The sequence below is a fragment of the Photobacterium japonica genome (genome assembly GCF_050337005.1).
GTDB classification, from domain to species: domain Bacteria; phylum Pseudomonadota; class Gammaproteobacteria; order Enterobacterales; family Vibrionaceae; genus Photobacterium; species Photobacterium japonica.
Genome location: NZ_JAKJSN010000022.1, coordinates 36,880 through 57,495 on the forward strand (window position 1 = coordinate 36,880; position 20,616 = coordinate 57,495).

Genomic DNA, 20,616 nt, shown 5'->3' on the forward strand with positions numbered 1-20,616 from the left:
TAGTTGAATGTGGTGCGATTCTTTTTCATCTCCTCGCATATCCGTGTGCCAACCAGTACACTAGCCGCAGATCTTCCATTGAACAGCGTCTGACCAAGCTATGTATACTCTCCGCCCCTATCAACAAGATAGCGTGAATGCCACCATCCACTATTTCAGAAAAAACAGCACACCTGCCGTTCTTGCCCTGCCAACCGGTGCCGGAAAAAGTTTGGTCGTGGCCGAATTAGCGCGCATTGCCCGCGGGCGAGTCTTGGTACTGACGCATGTGAAAGAATTGGTGGAACAAAACCACAGCAAATACGAAAGCTATGGCTTAAAAGCGTCGATTTTCTCTGCCGGATTAGGCCGTAAGGAAACCGACAAGCAAGTGGTGTTTGCTTCGGTGCAGTCGATGGCCAACAGTTTGGAGCTCTTCGCTAACGAATTTTCCCTGCTGGTGATCGACGAGTGCCACCGCGTGCCTGATGACGAAAACAGCGCCTACCGCCGTGTGATCAGCCATGTGCAAGCCATTAACCCCGGTATCAAAATTCTAGGCTTAACCGCCACGCCGTACCGTTTAGGCATGGGTTGGATTTACAAATACCACACGCGCGGTCAGGTTCGTACCGATCAAGATCGTTTCTTCCGCGATTGTATTTTTGAACTGCCAATCCGCTACCTGTTGGATGAGAACTTCCTGACGGAACCGAAAGTCATGGACATGGCAGTACTCGGCTATGATTTCTCCAGCCTGAAACCGTCAGTGAACGGCCGCTATAAAGAAGCCGATCTCGACAGTGTGATTGAACAGTCGCAACGCGCCACACCGATGATCATCGATCAAGTGGTCGACTACGCCAAAGACCGCCGCGGCGTAATGATTTTTGCGTCCACCGTGAACCACGCCAAAGAAATCATGGGCTACCTCGCCCATGAAAACGCCGAGCTGGTCGTCGGTGATACCCCGTTGGATGAGCGAGATCGCATCATCAATGCCTTCAAGCGCCAAGAGATCAAATATTTGGTGAATGTGTCGGTACTGACGACAGGGTTTGATGCCCCGCATGTGGATTTAATTGCGATTTTGCGCCCCACCGAATCCATCAGCCTGTACCAGCAGATTGTCGGGCGTGGCTTGCGTTTGTTTGAAGGCAAGAAAGATTGCTTGGTGTTGGAGTATGCGGGTAACTGTTACGACCTGTACCAACCGGAAGTGGGCGACCCAAAACCGAACAGCGACAGTGAAGTGATCATGGTGCCCTGCCCGGCCTGTGGCTTTAATAACAGCTTCTGGGGCAAACTGGATCCCGCAGGCTTTTTAATTGAGCATTATGGCCGCCGCTGTCAGGGCTACTTTGAAGATGACGACACCGGTGAGCGCGAAGAGTGCGGCTACCGTTTCCGCGCGAAATACTGTGAAGAATGCGGCGCAGACAATGACATTGCGGCCCGTCGCTGCCATCAGTGTGATGCGGTGATGGTGGATCCGGATAAAAAACTGCGTGATGCATTAAAGCTGAAAGACGCGATGATCATGACATGCACCGACTTCCGCTTAGAGCCGGGCAAGAACAAGTTTGGTAAGCCGCAATTGAAGGTCATTTATATTAGTGATGAAGACGCCGAGATCAGCGAAGTGTGGCCACTCTCGACCAAAACGCAAAAAAACGAGTTTTTGAAGAAGTTTATTAATCCCCACTTGGTGGATCGCCATCGCCCGTTTACGGACACCGCACCAAGCAAAGTGGCCAACAACGAACACCGTCTGCGTCCACCGGAAATCATAATCGCGCGCAAGAGTGGCCGATTCTGGGCCATCCGTGACAAACTGTTTGATCTCGACCAATACCAAAAGCAAGATGCTTAACGCTCAAGTACGATAAGCATTAGCCACACCAAAAGCTGCACAATACTCTGCCAGCCCCCCCTCTCTTTTTGAGGTGGGGAGCTGGTTTTGAGGTGGGCTGGCATGCAAAATCGGTCAGCGCATGCCTGCCTGTTCGGTAAAGCTTATTCGGTGAAGCTTAGCCTCTCGTCCCAAACGTTTTGTTCTCAAGGTACTTCAAGGCCGCTTGGCAGTGCTGGCGACGGGCTTTATCCGCCATCATCATTTCAGCGGCAGCCATATTACCCGCCTCGTAATTGAGCAAGCTGTCTAATTCTGCATGGTAGCGAGTCAGTTCACGCACAATGCTTTTCTTGTCATATTCACTGGCAAGATCGCGAATCGTATTGAGGGTGATATCTGTTGCACTGGCTTCTAGGCTGTCAAACGAGCTTGACGAAACAGCAATGCTGCCCCTCACTTTCTCTTTCAGCGTCACAAAAGACGCATTCTTCGTCTTCGTATCCATGATTCACTCATCAAAATTAGTTATCAACATGATGAAATTACGTTGATTTTATGATCGCGTACACTATTTTCATGTTTCCTTCATTAAAAAGTGGGAGGTTCACCGCACTTCCCTGTTGGATTCTCCACCACTCGCTTATCTCTTCATGCTCTCTTTTGCGCCCTCTACCGCTCTCTACGCACTATCAGCGCAATAAAAGTGGTTGGATAACAACCAGAAAATAGCGTGCAGTGTGAGTATTTCTAACAATACGGTGATAATTTACGTCATTGAATGCATTTGATGGGTTTTATGCTTGCTGCTGACGGACAACATTGGTAATATCCGCGCTCGATTTATGACATTGAGTAAGGTCGCATTACTTGGTGGATCATGGATCTTATTACTAACTTAAAGAGTATTTAAGATGAAATTTGAAGCAGTACTACGTACTGACCTAGGTAAAGGTGCGAGCCGCCGCCTACGTCACGCAAACAAGTTCCCAGCAATCATCTACGGCGGCGAAGCTGCTCCGATCGCTATCGAACTAAACCACGACGAAGTTATCAACCAGATGGATAAAGCTGCGTTCTACGAAGCAATCACTCTAGTTGTTGATGGTCAGGAAATCCAGGTTAAGCCTCAAGATATCCAGCGTCACGCTTTCAAGCCAAAAGTTGAGCACATGGACTTCAAACGCATCTAATTGCGGGTTCATACTCTTCAAAAAAGCGCCTTTATGGCGCTTTTTTTATGCCTGTCGAAAACCATTTACTTTCATCTCGCCCGTAGTAACACACACGCTAAAACAACGGCTGTTGTGGATCCATGTTTTCATCTCTGCCTCCTTCTTCTCCTTGTTGTGCTGCCCGTCTTGCGCGCTGCACCCGTAAATAGCGTTGACGGCACAGGCGCACCACATTGCGTTTTTGTTCATTCGTCAGATGTTGCCAGTGAAAACGTTCTTCACGGCTGCGATAACACCCTTTGCAATATCCGCGATCATTGGCTTGGCACACGCCAATACACGGGCTGGGGATAGGAAAAAAATCTAATTGTTCCACCGTGTCATTCCCCTTCCTCATTCTGCGTTTAACGGTCTGATAAAGCCTTAAATACCTGATAAAACAAGTATAGCGGCATTTTCATCCACGCTTTCAATGACGTGATATCGCAGCAGAATTGTTAATGTAATTCATCAATGTTAATAAAGATGACATTAACGAACTTGCCAATTAAACAATTTTTTTGCTAGTCTGAGAGAGTTATCAGGATAAATAACGCTATTTTTTGAATGCAGTCACTATTGTCTGCTATCTCACTTGGAGGGAACCATGGATTTTTTTGTACCATCGGCAACAAGCCCACAGCAAGCAGAAGCCATTTTTAGCTCTATCGCGACACACATTGCTGCTCCTGAACAAGCACAGCGTGTTTATAAACTATCATGGGAACATGAGGGACAAACGTGCACGTGTGAGATTGGTCAACCCCTGCCTGACGTTTTCCGCGTTGAAGAGACGGTTCTTGCCATTTTTGATTGTGGGGATGAATACCAGATTTGTACCCCTAACCGTGGTGCCATCAAGTTTGAGCCTGTGCATGCGGCCAAAGCAACGGTCACGGATGTTCAATTCTTCAATTGATCTGCATTCATTAAACTGCACTCGTTGAGATCCACGTTGATCGTCACGATCAAAAAAACCCGCATAATGCGGGTTTTTCTTTGTGCGATGATCGTATGATCTGAGCGAGATCACACTGTCACACCAGCCTCTGCGAAGCTGGCCATGTTGTTATAAAACTCGGCAGACGCATGCACCAATGGCACCGCTAATACGGCCCCCGTGCCCTCACCCAAACGCAATGACAAATCCAACAACGGCGTGGCATCCAGTAACGACAACGCCAAACGGTGGCCTGATTCGTGTGATTGATGGGCGAAAATCATATAATCCCGTGCCTCTGGCTGAATACGTGTAGCAAGCAACGCCGCTACCGTCACGATAAAGCCGTCCACCAGCACAGGCGTTTGTTTTTCCGCCGCGCCCAAGAAAGCACCGACCATCTGCACAATCTCAAATCCCCCCACTTCGGCTAACGCTGTATAAGGATCATTGCTGTCACAACGCGCTACCCCTTGTTCAACCAACGCTTGCTTCAGCGCCAATTGTGCTGGCGAAATCCCTGTCCCTAATCCAACACATTCTTCTACCGGTTGACCCGACACCGCGGCCAACAATGCCGCTGCACTGCTGGTATTGCCAATGCCCATTTCCCCAAACATTACCAGGTTGCAGCCACCGTCAATCACACGCTGCACCAAGCTTTTGCCGTAATCGATACCTTGCACTACTTGCGCTTGGCTCATCGCTGCTTGTTCGGCAAAGTTCGCGGTGCGATCACCCAATCGTTGTGACAACAATTGTGGGGAGTCTGTCTCTACCGGATACAAAATGCCGCAGTCGACCACATTCAACGCCACATTACTGACACGGCAGAAACTGTTTACCGCGGCGCCACCTGCCAAAAAGTTCAGCACCATCTGCTGCGTAACCGCACTCGGTGCAATGCTCACGCCCGCATCGGCAATGCCGTGATCGCCAGCAAAAATCAGCAACGTTGGCTGCGTCAACGTAATGGTATCCACCGCTGCCGCCTTACCCTGGCTTTGGATCATCGCCAACTGAAAAGCGACAGACTCAAGCTGACCAAGCGCTCCGACGGGTTTGGTTTTTTGATCGATCCGTTGTTGGAGCGCATCTGCATACTGGGTGTTCAACATCATGTATTCCTTGCCTTCTTTTACGTTATCGTTATTTTTTATGACAGCTATGACGGCGTCGCCATGCACTAAATCACAGTTAAAGCAGAGCTAAAGCAGAAGCAGGCCTAAAACAGCCCCAGTTGCGGCGCCGTCATGGCGTCAAAAGAGCGACCAATAAACGGCAATATGCCATCGGCAACGGGGCGAAGTTGCTTATCCACGTAGTGATCATAATCAATCGGACTTTGTTGTGCTTCAATCGGTTCCGGGCCATTTACGGTGATCACGTACTCAATCCATCCCCCGTTCTGATATTGCATCGGGCGACCCATGCGCACATTGTGTTCATCAGCCAGTCGCGCCGCACGCACATGCGGAGGCACATTTTTCTGGTATTCCGATAAGTGACGGCGTAACCGCTTGCGATACACTAACTCGGCATCATACTCACCCGCCCGTGTCGCTTGGACATAAGCCTGCACATAGTCGTCCACGTCTACGTCATGGAACACACGATGATATAATGCCTGTTGGAAGGTTTGCGCCAATGGCGTCCAATCCGTACGCACCGTTTCTAGCCCTTTGTAGATGATTTTTTCCTCATCGCCCTGCCGGATCAAGCCTGCATACCGTTTTTTGCTACCGGTTTCTTGTCCGCGAATCGTCGGCATCAAAAATTTGCAGTAATGCGTCTCATATTCCAGCTCCAGCGCCGATTCCACACAATAGGTCTCACGCAGATGTGCTGCCCACCACTGATTAATGTGGGTGACCAATTGCTGGCCAATGGCATCGGCGTCTTCCGAGCGATACGCGCTGTTCAGTGACACAAACGTGGAGTCCGTATCGCCGTAAATCACCTCATAGCCCTGCTGTTCAATCAGATCACGGGTGGTTTTCATGATCTCATGACCCCGCATGGTAATGGATGACGCTAAACGGTGATCAAAGAAACGACAACCGGAAGATCCCAATACGCCGTAAAACGAGTTCATGATGATCTTGATCGCCTGTGAAAAGGCTTTCTCACCATCGCGCTTGGCTTGATCACGTGCCGCCCATAGATCTTCAATCATCTGTGGCAAAAAGTGCTTCTGACGATGAAACTGCCCGCCCCGAAAACCGGCTATCGCCTGATCATCCCCTTTACCTTCTTCCAATAGCAAACCTTCAACCAACCCCAGCGGATCAATACGGAAAGTGCGGATAATAGAGGGATACAAGGATTTAAAGTCCAACACCAATACCGACTGATACAACCCCGGCTTGGAATCCATCACGTAACCACCAGGGCTGGCAATCCAATTGTCACTCTCAAGGCTCGGGGCCACATAACCGGCGCGGTGCAATTGGGGTAAATACAGGTTAGTAAACGCCGCGACCGAGCCGCCAATACGATCCAACTCAACGCCAGTCAAACAGCAACGTTCAATGGCAAAGTCGAGCATATGTGTTTGCTCGAAGATCCGCGTAACCAGCTTACAGTCCTGCAAGTTATAGGTCGCTAACGCCACTTTGTCTTCACGGAACATCTGGTTAATTTCTGCCATGCGATCATGGACATTGTGGATGGCCTTACCTTCGCCCAATAATTCCTGCGCCACCGACTCCAATGACCATGAACGAAAGTTATACGTTGCCGTTTTCAGGGTATCGATCCCGTCCATGACGACCCGCCCAGGCACGCTAATAAAACCCTGATTTGGATTTTGTGACGACTGACGCCAATGCGGGGGCTGTTTCCCTCGCCCTATGCGTAGCGTGATGGCATTCCACTCCGCGCGTTTAAGCAGCAGACGGAAGTCAAAATCAATCACATTCCAGCCAATCACAATGTCGGGGTCAAACTGTAAGAACCAGCTTTCCAGCGCCAGTAGCAGGGCTTTTTCTGATTCAACCCATTGCATCCACGGTATCGTTTTTTGCTCAGCCGTCGGCTCACCTACCATGATCACACGGCTATCGCGCTCACTGTATAAGCCAACAGAATACAAAATGCCTTTTTCAGAACATTCGATATCCAATGACACTGTCGACAACGTGGGTTTGTAGTCGGCCGCTTTGGCTTTTACACCCGTATAATCGTCGTAATCCGTACGTGATTGGTGCTGGCCGGTAAACGCGATGCCACCTTTGATGAAACGCTCCATCAAATAGCGATCCGCTAAACGGATATCGGCTTCAAAGACGTCAATGCCCAATGGCGCTAACACCGTGCTGACTTGCAAACTGTCCCGAATGGTGGCGCAGTAACAGGCCGACATAGCGTCATGCTGGAAATTGGTCATCGGCAGGGATTTCCACGTCACCCTTAATCCCGCATTGTGCAATGCCGCGTGTGCCGCGTCTTGTTCTTGCTGACGAATAAAGCAAACCGGCTTTTCATCATGCACCACAAGCCGAGCCGGACCGTTAAGGGTACTCACCCAGAGCACAATTTCTGTACGCCCGCGAACATCACGAGACTGCCTCGTTAACACGAAACCTGTATTGGGGGTTTGAGATTGCGTTTGAACGTGTGCTTGAGTCAGCAACTTGACCTCTCCGTGACCGTTAGCATTAGCCAATCTTGCGGTCTATTTTATCAAATTCAGTCACAACCCAACGGCCGAAGTCGTTGATCATAAATAACACCGCTTTTTTCGGCACTTGCTGCCCCGACAATAATATAAAGAGGCGCTCTATATTGAGGGATTTATCCGGATAATAAGTTAAGAATAGTTCAGCCGCCTCCTCAATCGACCAAACCCATTGCCCCGACCGATGGAAGGTCAGTGCATAAGCACTCCAAATCATTTTTTTCGCGATGTCGCGGCAATAAGCCAAATAATGCGATAACACCTGTGTTTTCATTATTTTATGGCGATAATCATCCAGTTGCTGTGCGATATCACCATTCTGAGCACGCGCAATATCCCAACTGGCTTCAAAGCAACCAAAACGGGTTGATAAATCATCACCATAAACACAACAACAGCAATGTTTCAGCCAAAATCCCCATTCAAAAATCGCGTGTAATGATGTGGCGGTTTGTTTGCTGACCCATTGCACGGACACATGCGGAAAGAAACGTTGTTGCTGTTCAGCACGGCGCGCAATCGCCTGAATCGTTGATTGCTCATTGGGTGTCAGATCCCGCATCACAACCAGTGTGATGTTCACATCCGAACAACCCGCCACCGCGCAGCCTCGCACCACACTGCCGGCCAAGTACAGGCTGTGTAATACCGGCCCTAAGCCGACGGTAAACTGATGGATGATCCCCCTGACTATCGCTGCCGTTTGAGGCTGCAAAGAGGATTGATTGACAAGTACAGGTAAAGCCGATGCCACAATTTTGCCTTGTTAAATGAAGAAACGCGCCGATTATACGCTACATACGGTATGCATGAAAAAGCCCTTCTCTGTCTCATTGCTGAATAAGTATTGATCTTTTACTCTAACGGGAAACATAATCATCCATAAAACGCATTTTTATGCTCCTTTAATACATACAAAATAGTGTTTTTATTTTGAACATTCATGCAATGTTTTTATTTATACCAACCCATATCCAAAGCGATAAATTTACTATATAGTCCCGCCATTCTGACCGGCGCATAAAAAGTAATGACGAAAAATAATACATATTTTATCTTTATTATAACATTCATTTTTGGATGTGTAACATTGTTGTTTTATTTTGAAAGTGTGGCAAAAAAAGAATCCGCCGCCACTGCGTCTGAATTATTCAACATGATTGACCCCCACTTTATTAAACTGGAAAGCCGTTTATCGACCATTGACCGTTTATATCCAACCTGCAGCGAAGAAAGCATTAAAGCGCTTGAAGAGGTCACCTTTAATTCCACGTTAACGGAAGAAATCAGCGTGATTAAAAATCACCACTTTGCATGCAGTGATCGTCCTTTGGCATCAATGAATTTACTTGTCGGCCCAGAGCATATTGCACAATACCAATCCGATGAACCGTATTCGATCTACCGAGGTATCAGCCAACGGCGCAACATTGAAGGGATCTTCTTCATGGCCCACTATGGCGAAACCTGGTTCCGCGTGCTTCTCGAGTCTCGCTACTTAGACTTTTGGTTCAAGGGTATAGGCAATCACCGTACCATTTTTTCTTCTGTTAACAACCGCGAAGGTGCACTGCTTAGTCGCAGCCACCCGTTAGCGAATGAACACATTTACTACAAAACGACGATCGCCTCTTCCCGCTTTCCTTATACGGTTACATCGGGATACACAGGTAGCATGTTAGGCGAACTGGCGTTAAGTGTTTTACCTTATAGTTTATTAATTGTTACCATTTGTTCATTATTATTTACACTAGCCTTAAACCAATATTTAACATGGCGAGACTCTCTTTCGGCTGAAATTAAACGTGGTATCGAACAAAACGAATTCTGTGCTTATTATCAACCCATTGTTGATGCCTCTACAGGGGTATGGATTGGGGCAGAGTTACTTGTTCGCTGGCAGCATCCGGTGCGTAAAATCATTGCGCCATTGGAATTTATTCCTGCCGCTGAGCAATCCGGACAAATTAACGATATAACATTACAACTCATTGAGCGGGCCGCTTTTGAGAAAATGGATATCATGACGTTTGATAAACCGTTTTATCTCTCTATCAATGTCACAGCCTCCATGATTGCAAATTTTGCGTTTGTTAACGCGGTAACGAGTATCATTAAACAATTCCCGGTGCTATCCCACGGTATTGTGATGGAGTTTTCTGAGCGTGATAATTTCTCCAATACGGATATTCCGTCATTGTTATCGGGTATGCAGCGTTTGCGTGACTTGGGTATCCGCTGGGCGCTAGATGACTTTGGTACCGGCTATGCGGGGCTTTCTACCCTTCAAGCACTGAGCTTTGATATCCTAAAAATTGACCGATCCTTCGTTGCCGCGTCTGTCACCGATTCAGTGACACAATCTATTTTGGGTAACATGGCGGAAATGGGACACCGACTCGACTGCCATTTAGTGGCTGAAGGGGTTGAAACCCGCGCACAAGCACAGCAGGTTCTAGACCTCGATATCGATTACTGCCAAGGTTTTTATTACGCCAAACCAATGCCTTACAAACGCTTTATTGCAAAATTCAAAATCTATTCAGCGTAAGTGGCGAAACCTGACATAAACTACTAAACAAAGTGATGATTAACGGCTTTTTCGGTTGTATAATCCGCCCTCTTAAAAGTAAGAAGCTTTATTAACGCAATAGGTAATAAACATGCCAAGAGCAAGTGAGATTAAAAAAGGTTTTGCCATTGTTACTAACGGCAAGACATTGCTAGTAAAAGACATTGAAGTAACGACCCCTGGCGGCCGTGGCGGTACAAAGATCTACAAAATGCGTTGTACTGACCTAGCAACGGGTGCACGTGTTGATGAGCGCCTAAAAGCAGACGACGTCGTTGATACTGTTGATATGACTAAGCGTGCAGTGACGTTTTCTTACGTTGACGGTGAGACAATCATCTTCATGGATACTGAAAACTACGACCAGCACACATTCGATGCTTCAGCGATTGAAGATGAAATGCTATTCATCACTGAAGATACACAAGGTATTCACATTATCCTTGTTGACGATAAAGCCGTTGGCCTAGAACTACCTTCATCTGTAGAACTGACTATCGTTGAAACTGATCCATCAATCAAAGGTGCTTCAGCCTCTGCACGTACTAAACCTGCACGTCTAACGACAGGTTTGGTTGTTCAGGTTCCTGAATACATTTCACCTGAAGATCGCATCGTGATCAACACTGCTGAGCGTAAGTACACCAGCCGTGCATAATCGCTTTTGCGATTCACCTAGTCGGGACACGCTCGACTAGGTGAGCTTTCTCCCTCCTCTGTTTTTACCCCTAGATCTATTTCCTTTCCCGTTTCAAGATACTCTGTCTGTCCTGATCTACGGATACTATATATACACTCTGCTGACACGATGCCTTTGCATCACACTTGGTATTCCTTTTCTCTCTCGTTATACTGTGCACTTACTCAACCAGAGATAGACAGCGTTCATGGACACACCAAACCTTATTTCATACGACGACGTTATTGACGCGGCTTACGACATTTTTCTAGAGATGGCTTCTGAGAATTTAGAGCCAGCAGACGTGCTGCTCTTCACGTTGCAGTTTGATGACCGTGGCGCAGCGGAACTCGTTGAAACCAAAGATGACTGGGAAGAGCACGTTGGCTTTGACGTCGATAAAGACGTATACGCAGAAGTGCGTATCGGCCTTGTAAACGAAGAAAACGACGAGCTTGATGATGTGTTTGCGCGCCTACTTGTAAGCCGTGACCCTGACAACAAATTCTGTCATATTCTGTGGAAGCGCGACTGATCGTGTCGTAATCAACAGATATAAAAAAGCGGCGTATTTCATACGCCGCTTTTTTGTTTTTAACTGTTTTGCCAATCGTATTATTGCATGACCGCGTGGGTCTCTTCGTGCTCACTGCGGCGTACCCAGAACATACTGATCACCACTAAAATAGCCATCACACTCATCACTGCACCCAAGCTGTATTGATCTTCTGCGCGCATCATGGATGCCGCCAATGTCGCAATACCCGCACCCAAGTTTTGTAAGCCACCCAATACTGCACCGGCGGTGCCCGCATGGTGGGGGAACGGCTGAATCGCCGCCGTTGTCGCCGCAGGGAAAAGCACGCCTGCACCGATAAAGTAGATAAATGCCCCGCCAATCAGCGAATTCACCGTCACTAAGCCCGCGATACCTGGAATTAGGATGGTCACAGCACCCGCAATGATCGCCACCATACCGGCATACATGGCACGTGTATTCCCCCAACGCTTCGCAAGCGCCGATGATAGCCATGCCCCCGCCATATAGCCCGGCAACGGCAACACGAAAAGCAAGCTCACAGTGTTAGGATCCAACTTCAACACGCTGCCGAGCAACACACCCGCCGCCGCTTCAAAAACGGCAATACCGGCAAAAGTCGCAATCAAACACAATACATAGCCTTGGAAACGACGATTACCCAACACGTAGCGGTAACTCACCATCACACGCTCATGACGGCGTTTTTCCGCAGGTAACGTTTCAGCAAACAGGCACATCATCGCAACCGTGACGATAGCCCCGAACACCAACAAGAAAACATAACTGGCTTGCCATGCAAATACCGTCGACAGGTAGCCCCCCAGCACTGGCGCAAGCAGCGGCGAGAAGATCACGCCCATGCTGACCAAACTGTTGGCACGGTGCAGATCGGCACCGTCGTAGCAATCGCGAGTGACAGTACGGCTCATTGCGCCACTACAGCCCGTGCCCATGCCTTGCACAAAGCTGGCCATCAGGAACCATTCAAAGCTCGGCGCAAACAACGCCACCACCGCACCGATTAAGTAGATACTCATGCCCACAATAATCACAGGGCGACGGCCGATACGGTCAGACAGCGGACCATAAATAAACTGTGACAATCCGTAAGGGATCAAGTAAGCCGCCATCACCGCTTGCAAATAAGACGACTTCACTGAGAAGAACTCAGACATCGCAGGAATAGAAGGCACATACATGGTTTGTGTCATTTGCCCTACCGCCACCAGCACGATAATCAGAAATAACAGCTTGCCCATGTTCGTAGAAGATGATTGCTGATCCACAATCCGGTTCCTTATCGCAGAATAATATTTTGTTTTGGGTGTGATTTATTGAAATAAACGCACAGTGAAAGAATAAAACTCTGGATTTAAATTGCAGGTCAAATTATATGATTGGAATTTAACAAAAGATTAGCATCAACAGCTGCTTTATTCGCGCAGATAGTAATGCGCAACCTCTGTGTGAGCAACTATTTAGCGTGATTCACAGCACGATTGTTTGTTATCAATTGCATTAGAAAAACTAATAGAAAGTCCAAAGAGAAGGCAGAGAGAGGTCCAAAGCAGGTAGGCTATGTGGATGATATCAAAGACGCAGAAAGTACCGTGTAACGTGAGTGGATAAGAAAAAGCCCCGCACAAGGCGAGGCTTCATCAGTCACCGTGAAACATGCTTAATCGAAATGGAAGCGGTGTTTACCGTGGCTGGCTTTCGTTTTCAGGTACTGTTCGTTACCGTCTTTCACGTGGGCTTTAGTGCCGACCACTTCAGTGATTACGATACCAAACCCTTCTAACTCACGAATTTTTTTCGGGTTATTCGTCACCAAGCGGATAGACGTAATTCCCAATGCCTGAAGCATTAATGCCGCTTCACTAAATTCACGCAAGTCATCGCCAAAACCCAGATGGTTATTGGCTTCATAGGTATTCATACCCTGACTCTGAAGCTCATAAGCATCGATTTTGTTATACAGACCAATACCACGGCCCTCTTGGCGAAGATACAGCAGTACACCGCCTTCTTGCCCCATCTTTTCGATGGTTTCATCCAGCTGCTCACCACAGTCGCAACGTGACGAATGGAAGACGTCGCCCGTCAAACATTCTGAATGCATGCGTACCAGTGGTGCTTCTGTACGTTGGTCAGCACCTTGGAAAATCAATGCGACATGCTCTTTACCTGATTTCAACCCATTGAATGAAAGCAGATCGGCCGCAATGTCACTTCTCTGGCCGACTTTAAAAGGCACTCGTGCCCTTACATTTACCATGTTGTTCCTAAGTACTTCTACAGCCAAGCAGTCAATGCTCTCGTCTCAACAGCCAGCAATCGTTGGCCCGCCGACATGCACAAACCATAAGGCTAAAACTCAATACACACTATCCTGTGCTGATACTTTAGAAGCCATGCACAGAATAGACTCGTTGCTATGGTCATTTGACGCGCAATGATATCTAAAATTATGACACGAAAACAGCCCGAAGGCATGGAATGACGATCGCGCCATACTTGACCAATTTACTGCGTCATTATTGTTATAATATAACAATAAAAAACCACAAGGTGAATGGCTTTATTTAGACGTTACGCGCTCAGCATAAAAACGGCGGGAAGATTGGGTTTGAAAGCAACATGTTGACGCCAAAGTAAAACACACAACCCCAGTCATAATGGCCGCCATGCGCATCCAGTCAGCCCCCATCATCATACGCATTGTCACCATATCGTAAGTGATCAACAACCAACCCAATGCAACCACCGCCAGCAACCCAGTCATCACCCATGGAATCGCCCGATGGCGGATCAGTAACACCAATGGGCACAGTACCAATAACGCAAACGGCACCATGGCGCTCACACGCAAAAAGTGCGCGGCAAATACCCAACAACTGAGCACAACAGGCAACAACCGAATAGCCAACATCTTTCTCACTCTCACATCAAACGGACACTCTTTATTGCATTATATATACACCTTTGTATGACAAATTCCTAGCCTTGCCCTTTGGTCGCCCCTTGCTGCTGACGTGTCCCTTTGGGGGCGATTGGTCATTTGTGTTGCATTTTCAGCAAGCTGTCGCTGATGAAATAAGCAACCAGCGTTTTTTTACACACCGGTAATTGTTATTTTTGATAGAAGCTCTAAAATTGCGCGGTTACAATTCCTGACTCTCACTGGTTTTCCAGGCAGGATTAATTAATTGGTCAGGCAGCCACTTGCTGCCTGCGACGCAGTAAAGGAAACGACATGATTCAAGTTGTTGGTCACAAAAACCCAGATAGCGATAGCATCTGCTCTGCACTTGTTGGCGCAGAACTTCTAAAAGCACGCGGCCTAGAAGCGAAAGCCGTTCGCCAAGGTGAACTAAACCGTGAAACGCAACACATCCTTGCGCAAGCGGGTGTTGAGCAGCCTGAAATGTGCACCGGTGTGGCTGGCGAGAAAATCTGGCTAGTTGACTACTCTGATCTTGCACAAGGTCCTGATGATATCGCTGATGCGGAAATCATGGGTATTGTAGATCACCACCGTCTAGGTGATGTAACCACGGTTAACCCACTTGAAGCATGGATCTGGCCTGTCGGTTGTACATGTACCATCATGTTCAACCTATTCAAGATGGAAAACACAGAAATCACTCGCCCACTAGCGATCCTAATGATGTCTGCGATCCTAAGCGACACGGTAGGCTTTGCGTCTCCAACTTGCACACAAAAAGACAAAGATGCAGTAGCTGAATTGGCTGTGATTGCTGACGTACAAGATCTTGATACCTTCATCAAAGAGCTATTGATCGCGAAAACAGATATCGCAGGCCTAACCGCTGCGCAACTTGTTGAGAAAGATCTTAAAGCCTACCCATTCAACAACCGTGACGTTGTTGTTGGCCAGATCGAACTTGCTACTCTTGAGCAAGTTGACAGCATGATCGAAGAGCTAGAAGCTGATCTTCAGCGTCGTTGTGACGAAGAAGGCCTAGCAATGGCAGCATTGATGCTGACTGACATCACCACAAGCACAACGCGCCTACTTTACAAGGGCGAGTGGAATGCAACGCTGGATCAGTTCGCTGAAAACGGCATGCTGATGATGCAAGACACGCTAAGCCGCAAGAAGCAAGGCTGGCCTTGGCTTCAAACTGTACTGGCTTAATCAATCCGTTGGTTTCGTCAGTAAATTGAAAAGGAACGCATTGCGCGTTCCTTTTTTGTTTGGCTTTCTTTGGTTTTTAATACGGCAGTCTACCGCTGACCTTTCAAACTCGACGTTTCATTTAAAATGTCTGCAAAGTGAGTCACAAATTCACGCCCCACCACTTTCCCTTCGCGATAGTCTTTTTCGAGATCATCTTTGTCACTGAGCAACGCCCGACTACACAGGCTTTTCTCTGGTGCAATTTGAATCACTTTGAGCCCCGCAGGTGGAGACAGCATAAACGCATGGGCGGCTTCGTAGGTTTGATAATGTTGATTGAGCATATCCATAATTTCACGGCTTTTGCTGTGCCCCGTCAACGTCAGAATACGCTCCACATTGTCGGCAGAGAGCAATCCCCACCCTCGTGATTTGTCGTCACTGAACGACTGATCTCCCCCTTTATCAGCACGGTGGTGTTGATCACCCCATGCCTGCTTCCATCCTTCAAGTTTTGTGGTTAATTCCGAATGGAGCCCTTTTACCCGATCAAGCGAGCTATTCAGGCTCAGTCGGTCAATATAATCTGGCAAGACCATTTCAATTTTTTGCCGCCAATCGTTAAACGGACTGCTCTCATCAGGCTCAATCGGTTCTGTCCGTATCACCACCACTAAGTCAGCCTGACGCAACCATGCCTCTTTGACGGGTACCGCCGCACTGACACCGCCATCGACCCAGTCTAAGTTATCAACAATCACTGGCTCAGTATAAATCACCGGAATGGCACAACTGGCACGCAGCACTTCACACCAATTGGCTTGGTACATCGGCATATACATATCTTGCAGCGTATCTTTACGCGTGGCACAGGCGAAGGCTTGGCGGTGTTGTAATACTTGCCTAGCCGTGTACACATCTAACGGGAGTGAACCATGCGGGCGCACGGCTTCAAGCGCCCAATCGAGATTCATGGGCTGTTGTTTACTCAAGTAGTTATAGACGTTAAAAAATTCATGCCGCGTGGTGTAATCAACAATAAATTGATACCCAAAGCGTGGCTGACGACTGATATAAGAGGACAAGTTCAATGCGCCGGCCGATGTCCCAATGTACAACTCGAACGGATCAAAGCCTGATTCCAGAAAAGCATCAAAAACGCCAGCGGTAAAAATCCCTCGTTGCCCACCGCCCTGGACAACGAGTGCGATCTTCAATTTTCGAGCCGACAGTAACTGCCGTGAAAAATGATTGACCAGTGAAAGATCTACATCTTTCAAACTAAACGGTAAATGGTTAGTCATAGACCTGTCTCACCCACTACTGAGTTTACTGCTGACAGAATACCGTCCCTAGCTGAACAAAACTGGAATACGCGTAGATTTATTTTATTTATTAAAAGTTTACATAGTAATAGAGATGAGGCCGAAGCTTAGGATCACCGCCATTGCAGCTACCGTTACTACGAGCGCTAATTTTAGATCAAATTCCATATTTCCCCCCTCACCACACTGTGGCATTAACAACTTGTTAACTCTATTTTAGGGGGAGTTCAAGATTCTGACCATTACAAAAGCACTAATATCAGAAAGCTGTCACACTAAATAAGCAGCGAGTTCGTTTAAAGCCTTTGGGGAATATCTATGAAATTAGGACAATTAATGGTGATGGCGACTTGCCTGATCACCGCCGGTGCAGCATGGGCTGAAAGCACCGTTTATATCACACCTTATCTCGGCTACAGCCTCTCTAATAGCGTCACAGATGAAAGTGGCATTAAGATCAATACCGACAATGATGCCCATTACGCATTAGGGCTCGAAACCGATTTGTACAATGGTCGGGCTGGCTTATTTGTCAGCCACCAGCCTCATTCTGTTGAAAATTTTGGTGACGGTTCCTTCACCTATACGCATTTCCAAAGTTCATTACGCTTTGAAACCTTTGAACGCCTAGACACTTACTTTGGTGCCAGCATGGGGGCAACCATCGTCGACGCTGATTGGACAGACAGCGATTTGTTCTTTTCTGCGGGCCTCCAAGGCGGCGCGGAATACCACCTGACTGATAACCTATTTCTCGTGTTTGAAGCTCGCTGGCTCGCTAACTTAATTGACAGTGATAGCATTGCCAACTGTACGCTACCAACAGGCACAGAATCGTGCAATATTAAGATCGATTCTAAATGGCTTAGCCAATTCCAAACCAATGTGGGCATCACCTTTTCCTTCTAGCACATGCCACCCCGCATTTGAAATAAAAGGCCAGATATGCTGGCCTTTATTCTTTCCTTACGATACCCATTCCGCATTTCTCTTTATCGACAGCGGTTTCTTCGCTCAATATAAAAATAATTAAACGGCAAGATACCCTCAAATATCAGTATATTTCACTCCCCCATTCCCATTCTTTCTTTCTCCATACCAAACCACAATACAAAACACATACGAAACACCTTTATCACACATACGCACGAACAAACACTCTATTGATTTACATTTGCGCTATAGTTAATCTCGTCATGTCACTCAGTTTAACCTTTCACTCAAAATGCCATTTACGCACAATTCATGGCATTTCCATCTGACAAATTCGCCTTTCACAGGGACTTGATTTACATAAGGAGATGTTTATGAATCGAGAACAATGGGGCTCCCGAGCGGGATTTATTCTTGCCGCTGTCGGGTCAGCGATCGGATTAGGTAATATCTGGCGCTTCCCTTATATGGCTTATGAAAACGGGGGGGGCGCCTTTTTTATTCCTTACCTTTTTGCCATGATCACCGCCGGTATTCCTTTTATGATCATGGAGTTCAGTCTGGGTCATAAATTACGCGGCGCAGCACCTCGCGCCTTTTCAAAACTCGGTACTAAGTTTGAATGGCTAGGCTGGTTCCAAGTGTCCATCGCGGCCATTATCGCAGTGTATTATGTGGCGATTATCGGTTGGGCGATCTCCTACCTCGGCTTTGCGTTTACCCAAAGTTGGGGCAGTGATACCAACGCCTTCTTCTTTAACCAATATTTACAGCTCGGGGAGAACAGCCCAACGCAACTAGGCAATCTGCAACTGCATATCGCCATTCCAATGACCATCGCTTGGGCCATCACGTTTGCCGCCATCTTTACTGGAGTGAAAGGTGGTATTGAACGTGCAAGTAAGATCATGATGCCTCTACTCTTTTTAATGGTATTGGGGTTGATCATACGGGTCGTTTTCTTGCCTGGCGCACTCGATGGCTTGAACTATCTGTTCCAGCCTGATTTCAGCAAAATTTTAGATGCGAAAGTGTGGTCTGCCGCTTACGGGCAAATATTCTTCACACTGAGTGTCGGCTTCGCGATCATGATTGCGTATTCCAGCTATCTGCCAAAGCAATCTGACATCAACAATAACGCGTTCATGACGGTATTGATCAACTGCGGCTTCTCTATCATGGCGGGTGTATTGATCTTTGCAGTATTGGGCTACATGGCACAGGAACAAGCCAAACCCATTACGGAAGTGGTCTCTGCGGGGGTCGGCCTCGCATTTGTCACGATTCCGGCGGCAATTAACTTATTACCGGCTCCTTACATTCTGGGTCCCCTGTTCTTCTTCGCCTTGGTCGTTGCTGGTCTCAGCTCGCACATTTCCATTATTGAAGCCGTGACATCAGCCATTATTGACAAACTCAATTGGACACGTAAGAAAACAGCAATGGTCGTTTGTGGGACGGGTTACGTTGTTTCCATGGCGTTTGCCACCAACGGGGGGTTGTTGCTACTGGATTTGGTCGATTACTTTATTAATAACATTGCCCTTCTCACCAGCTGCTTGATTGAAATTGCCATTATCGCTTGGCTACTCAAAATCTCTGATATTCGCCACTATGTGAATGCCTGTTCGGAGTTCAGTATCGGTAAGTGGTTTGAGATCTGCCTGCGCTTCCTAAGCCCTATCATGCTGGCGATCATTCTTTGCACAAACCTGCTCCATACCTTCAAGGAAGGCTACGGGGGCTACGCACAATTTGACGTGATGTTATTGGGTTGGGGCTTAGTCGGCGCCATGCTGATTGTCGCTATCATCATCAATATCACGTCAAAATCAGCCAATCAACAGGAGGCAAAACTATGACATTAGGCGCAATCATGATGATGTTGTTTGGCTTTGGGATCACGTGGGGTGGCGCAGCGTACTGTATCTCCATCGCCATGAGTAAAAAGCCATAGCCATAGCCATAGTGCCCACGCTATCAACACAGCCTTAAGCATGCTTTAAGGCACACCAAGAAGGCGCTTCGGCGCCTTTTGTTTTTTTAATCACACAGCATTATTGTTAACGATCAATCATTCCAGCAAACTTTCATTTTCCTTATCGCAATCATCCCGTTACAATCCTCATCAAACGTGACTCAAGCCTTGTCGGCCGATCGCCTTTTGGGTCCACCATTCTCCATCGTAAGGATACGTCATGAAGTTAGCTGCACTCTTACTTGCCACGAGCTTGGTTCCTGCGACTGCGGTAGCAGCGTCAAGCATGGACACCAGCACGCAGTGTGAAAGCGACAAATATCACCAATACATTGATGCGTCGTTAAATTGGTATCAGCAATTAGTCGATTTATCTGTTGCAAAAGATCCGAGCCTGAAAACCGTCGGTGACTGGTTCCTGATGGGTAGAAAGCACCACTTCCTATTTAACCGTGATGCGGTTGATTGGTACTTGGCTAACGACAAAGACAAATTGCAACTGTCGTTACCGGTGGAATCCTGGCTGAACCTGACCCAAAGCGACATTAAAGAACTCTCCACGCAGGAGAGTGCCCTCGGTCAAGCAGCGAAACTGGCATTCGATGATCGTCAAAGCAAACCACACGCAAAAAACTACGCGCTCAGAAGTGCATTTGCTGAATTACTGACACATCCAGCCCAGATTGAACAGCCTCTCAATGCGTATAACCAACAAATGAATACTATCGCTGATATTCAGTGCCAATAACGTCATCCCGCAGGCCTTTCACCACGTAGAAG

General features: G+C 47.5%; 21 protein-coding genes. 11 read left to right on the top strand and 10 right to left on the bottom strand.

Features of this window, described 5'->3' with window-relative positions; all coding sequences use genetic code 11:
- The first annotated feature begins 100 nt into the window (after nt 1–100).
- The gene (radD, locus tag L4C36_RS09970) at nt 101–1,852 is read left to right on the top strand and encodes a DNA repair helicase RadD (RefSeq protein WP_428477649.1); all 1,752 of its coding nucleotides are present in this window, start codon (nt 101–103) and stop codon (nt 1,850–1,852) included.
- 157 nt (nt 1,853–2,009) lie between these two features.
- Here the strand turns inward: radD and L4C36_RS09975 are convergent, their stop codons facing one another.
- On the bottom strand, nt 2,010–2,339 hold the full coding sequence (locus L4C36_RS09975; RefSeq protein WP_428477650.1) for a hypothetical protein: 330 nt from the start codon (nt 2,337–2,339) through the stop codon (nt 2,010–2,012).
- Nucleotides 2,340–2,745: 406 nt separating this feature from the next.
- Here L4C36_RS09975 and rplY point away from each other — a divergent pair, with 406 nt between their 5' ends.
- Complete coding sequence (rplY, locus tag L4C36_RS09980; RefSeq protein WP_428477651.1) at nt 2,746–3,024, top strand: 50S ribosomal protein L25; 279 nt, start codon at nt 2,746–2,748, stop codon at nt 3,022–3,024.
- Nucleotides 3,025–3,121: 97 nt separating this feature from the next.
- On the opposite strand, the gene L4C36_RS09985 is transcribed toward rplY, so the two are convergent.
- A complete protein-coding gene (locus L4C36_RS09985; protein WP_428477652.1) occupies nt 3,122–3,382 on the bottom strand; it encodes a DUF1289 domain-containing protein in 261 nt (86 codons plus the stop codon).
- Nucleotides 3,383–3,652: 270 nt separating this feature from the next.
- Here L4C36_RS09985 and L4C36_RS09990 point away from each other — a divergent pair, with 270 nt between their 5' ends.
- Nucleotides 3,653–3,964, top strand: a complete 312-nt coding sequence (locus L4C36_RS09990; RefSeq protein ID WP_428477653.1) for a hypothetical protein — start codon at nt 3,653–3,655, stop codon at nt 3,962–3,964.
- A gap of 110 nt (nt 3,965–4,074) precedes the next feature.
- On the opposite strand, the gene cobT is transcribed toward L4C36_RS09990, so the two are convergent.
- The 3 genes from cobT to L4C36_RS10005 form a co-directional block, all read right to left on the bottom strand.
- Nucleotides 4,075–5,103 (bottom strand): nicotinate-nucleotide--dimethylbenzimidazole phosphoribosyltransferase, encoded by a 1,029-nt coding sequence (gene cobT / locus L4C36_RS09995; protein WP_428477706.1) that lies wholly within the window; start codon nt 5,101–5,103, stop codon nt 4,075–4,077.
- 107 nt (nt 5,104–5,210) lie between these two features.
- Nucleotides 5,211–7,616, bottom strand: a complete 2,406-nt coding sequence (locus tag L4C36_RS10000; RefSeq protein ID WP_428477707.1) for a DNA polymerase II — start codon at nt 7,614–7,616, stop codon at nt 5,211–5,213.
- A gap of 28 nt (nt 7,617–7,644) precedes the next feature.
- Entirely contained in the window at nt 7,645–8,418 is a 774-nt protein-coding gene (locus L4C36_RS10005) for a nucleotidyltransferase domain-containing protein (RefSeq protein WP_428477654.1), read from the bottom strand.
- 336 nt (nt 8,419–8,754) lie between these two features.
- On the opposite strand from L4C36_RS10005, the gene L4C36_RS10010 reads away from it, so the two are divergent.
- The 3 genes from L4C36_RS10010 (at nt 8,755) to L4C36_RS10020 (ending at nt 11,450) form a co-directional block, all read left to right on the top strand.
- Nucleotides 8,755–10,215 (top strand): EAL domain-containing protein, encoded by a 1,461-nt coding sequence (locus L4C36_RS10010; protein WP_428477655.1) that lies wholly within the window; start codon nt 8,755–8,757, stop codon nt 10,213–10,215.
- A gap of 112 nt (nt 10,216–10,327) precedes the next feature.
- Nucleotides 10,328–10,894, top strand: coding sequence for an elongation factor P-like protein EfpL (efpL, locus tag L4C36_RS10015; RefSeq protein WP_428477656.1), 567 nt, complete (start codon nt 10,328–10,330; stop codon nt 10,892–10,894).
- A 229-nt stretch (nt 10,895–11,123) separates the two neighbouring features.
- Nucleotides 11,124–11,450: an HI1450 family dsDNA-mimic protein gene (locus L4C36_RS10020; protein ID WP_428477657.1), complete on the top strand. Its 327-nt coding sequence runs from the start codon at nt 11,124–11,126 to the stop codon at nt 11,448–11,450.
- Nucleotides 11,451–11,530: 80 nt separating this feature from the next.
- Here L4C36_RS10020 and emrD read toward each other — a convergent pair whose 3' ends face one another.
- From emrD to L4C36_RS10035, 3 genes are all read right to left on the bottom strand, one after another.
- Nucleotides 11,531–12,715: a multidrug efflux MFS transporter EmrD gene (emrD, locus tag L4C36_RS10025; RefSeq protein WP_428477708.1), complete on the bottom strand. Its 1,185-nt coding sequence runs from the start codon at nt 12,713–12,715 to the stop codon at nt 11,531–11,533.
- A 419-nt stretch (nt 12,716–13,134) separates the two neighbouring features.
- Nucleotides 13,135–13,734 carry a GTP cyclohydrolase II gene (locus tag L4C36_RS10030; RefSeq protein ID WP_428477658.1) on the bottom strand — a complete coding sequence of 200 codons (600 nt, stop codon included), beginning with the start codon at nt 13,732–13,734 and terminating at the stop codon, nt 13,135–13,137.
- A 303-nt stretch (nt 13,735–14,037) separates the two neighbouring features.
- On the bottom strand, nt 14,038–14,388 hold the full coding sequence (locus tag L4C36_RS10035; RefSeq protein ID WP_428477659.1) for a hypothetical protein: 351 nt from the start codon (nt 14,386–14,388) through the stop codon (nt 14,038–14,040).
- A gap of 324 nt (nt 14,389–14,712) precedes the next feature.
- On the opposite strand from L4C36_RS10035, the gene L4C36_RS10040 reads away from it, so the two are divergent.
- The gene (locus L4C36_RS10040) at nt 14,713–15,618 is read left to right on the top strand and encodes a manganese-dependent inorganic pyrophosphatase (protein ID WP_428477660.1); all 906 of its coding nucleotides are present in this window, start codon (nt 14,713–14,715) and stop codon (nt 15,616–15,618) included.
- An 89-nt stretch (nt 15,619–15,707) separates the two neighbouring features.
- Here the strand turns inward: L4C36_RS10040 and L4C36_RS10045 are convergent, their stop codons facing one another.
- Together L4C36_RS10045 and cydH are read right to left on the bottom strand one after the other, a co-directional pair.
- Nucleotides 15,708–16,904 carry a patatin-like phospholipase family protein gene (locus tag L4C36_RS10045; protein ID WP_428477661.1) on the bottom strand — a complete coding sequence of 399 codons (1,197 nt, stop codon included), beginning with the start codon at nt 16,902–16,904 and terminating at the stop codon, nt 15,708–15,710.
- Between the two features lie 99 nt (nt 16,905–17,003).
- Nucleotides 17,004–17,120, bottom strand: a complete 117-nt coding sequence (gene cydH, locus L4C36_RS10050; RefSeq protein WP_428477709.1) for a cytochrome bd-I oxidase subunit CydH — start codon at nt 17,118–17,120, stop codon at nt 17,004–17,006.
- A 123-nt stretch (nt 17,121–17,243) separates the two neighbouring features.
- Here cydH and L4C36_RS10055 point away from each other — a divergent pair, with 123 nt between their 5' ends.
- The 4 genes from L4C36_RS10055 to L4C36_RS10070 all read left to right on the top strand — a co-directional run bounded on the left by L4C36_RS10055 (nt 17,244) and on the right by L4C36_RS10070 (nt 20,584).
- A complete protein-coding gene (locus tag L4C36_RS10055) occupies nt 17,244–17,834 on the top strand; it encodes an outer membrane beta-barrel protein (RefSeq protein ID WP_428477662.1) in 591 nt (196 codons plus the stop codon).
- Between the two features lie 398 nt (nt 17,835–18,232).
- Entirely contained in the window at nt 18,233–19,720 is a 1,488-nt protein-coding gene (locus L4C36_RS10060) for a sodium-dependent transporter (RefSeq protein WP_428477663.1), read from the top strand.
- Nucleotides 19,717–19,815: a MetS family NSS transporter small subunit gene (locus L4C36_RS10065; protein ID WP_428477664.1), complete on the top strand. Its 99-nt coding sequence runs from the start codon at nt 19,717–19,719 to the stop codon at nt 19,813–19,815. The genes L4C36_RS10060 and L4C36_RS10065 overlap by 4 nt, the downstream gene beginning before the upstream one ends.
- Nucleotides 19,816–20,056: 241 nt before the next feature.
- Nucleotides 20,057–20,584, top strand: a complete 528-nt coding sequence (locus tag L4C36_RS10070) for a hypothetical protein (RefSeq protein ID WP_428477665.1) — start codon at nt 20,057–20,059, stop codon at nt 20,582–20,584.
- Nucleotides 20,585–20,616: the final 32 nt, after the last annotated feature.